Origin of the sequence: Microbispora sp. NPDC049633 (genome assembly GCF_040675265.1) — a bacterium.
GTDB classification, from domain to species: Bacteria; Actinomycetota; Actinomycetes; order Streptosporangiales; family Streptosporangiaceae; genus Microbispora; species Microbispora maris.
This window is the reverse complement of the sequence record NZ_JBFAOO010000432.1, coordinates 1-1,162: the sequence shown is the minus strand read 5'-3', so window position 1 is coordinate 1,162 and position 1,162 is coordinate 1. Positions and strand designations below refer to the sequence as shown.

Below are 1,162 nucleotides of genomic sequence, written 5' to 3'. Positions count from 1 at the left end.
AACATCACCCGCTGGCTGCAGACCTACACCCCGCGCACCGTGCTGCTGCACATCGGCACCAACGACGTGCTGCAGAACTACAACGTCTCCGGCGCGCCGCAGCGGCTGTCCACGCTGATCGACCACGTCACCGCCGCCGCGCCGAACGCCGATGTGTTCGTCGCGACCATCATCCCCCTGTCGAACTCCGGGCAGGAGTCGGCGGCCCGGACGTTCAACGCGGCGATCCCCGGCATCGTGCAGTCCAAGGTCAACAGCGGCAAGCGGGTCCATCTGGTCGACATGCACAGCAAGCTGACCACCGCCGACCTGATCGACGGCATCCATCCCACCGCGACCGGCTACGACAAGATGGCCGCCGCCTGGTACGCCGCGCTCCAGACGGTCCCCGGCAGCATCGGCCAGCCCGGCGGCACCCCCAGCCCGAGCGCGACGCCGACCTCCCCGGGCGCGGGCGCGATCAGGGGAGCCGGTTCCGGCCGGTGCCTGGACGTGGCCAACGCGAGCACCGCGGACGGCGCCCAGGTGCAGCTGTGGGACTGCAACGGCCAGACCAACCAGACCTGGACGTCCACCTCGGCCCAGGAGCTGCGGGTGTACGGCAACAAGTGCCTGGACGCGGCCGGCACCGGCAACGGCGCGAAGGTGCAGATCTACAGCTGCTGGGGCGGCGACAACCAGAAGTGGCGCGTGAACTCCGACGGCACCATCCAGGGCGTCCAGTCCGGGCTGTGTCTCGACGCCGTCGGACAGGGCACCGGCAACGGCACCAAGATCCAGCTGTACTCCTGCCACGGCGGCACCAACCAGAAGTGGACCCGCGGCTGACCGCACCCCCTCCCGCCGGCCCCCCTCTTCCTGGCTGAACAGGGATCCGGCACCAGGGATCCGGCACCACACGAAAGACGGAAGGACATGGTGTGAAACGAAGGCTCAGAGCGATACTGGCGGCCGCCGCCCTGCCTCTGGTGGTCGCGAGCATGCTCCTCGCGGCCCGGCCCGCCGCGGCCGCGTCGCTGACCCGGGTCACCGGCTTCGGCAACAACCCGACCAACCTGAACATGTACATCTACGTGCCCGACAGGGTCGCGGCCCGGCCGGCGCTGCTGGTGCTGGTGCACTACTGCAGCGGATCCGCCAGCGCGATCTTCAACGGCAACGG

Annotated in this window: 1 protein-coding gene and 1 pseudogene; both read left to right on the top strand. The window is 69.7% G+C overall.

The genetic code is table 11. The features are described from left to right. A partial coding sequence (locus AB0J39_RS39680; protein ID WP_363474381.1) for a ricin-type beta-trefoil lectin domain protein occupies window positions 1-828 on the top strand: 828 nt, incomplete at its 5' end. A 92-nt stretch (window positions 829-920) separates the two neighbouring features. Further along, a pseudogene (locus AB0J39_RS39675) lies at window positions 921-1,162 on the top strand (esterase); the annotation flags it as partial.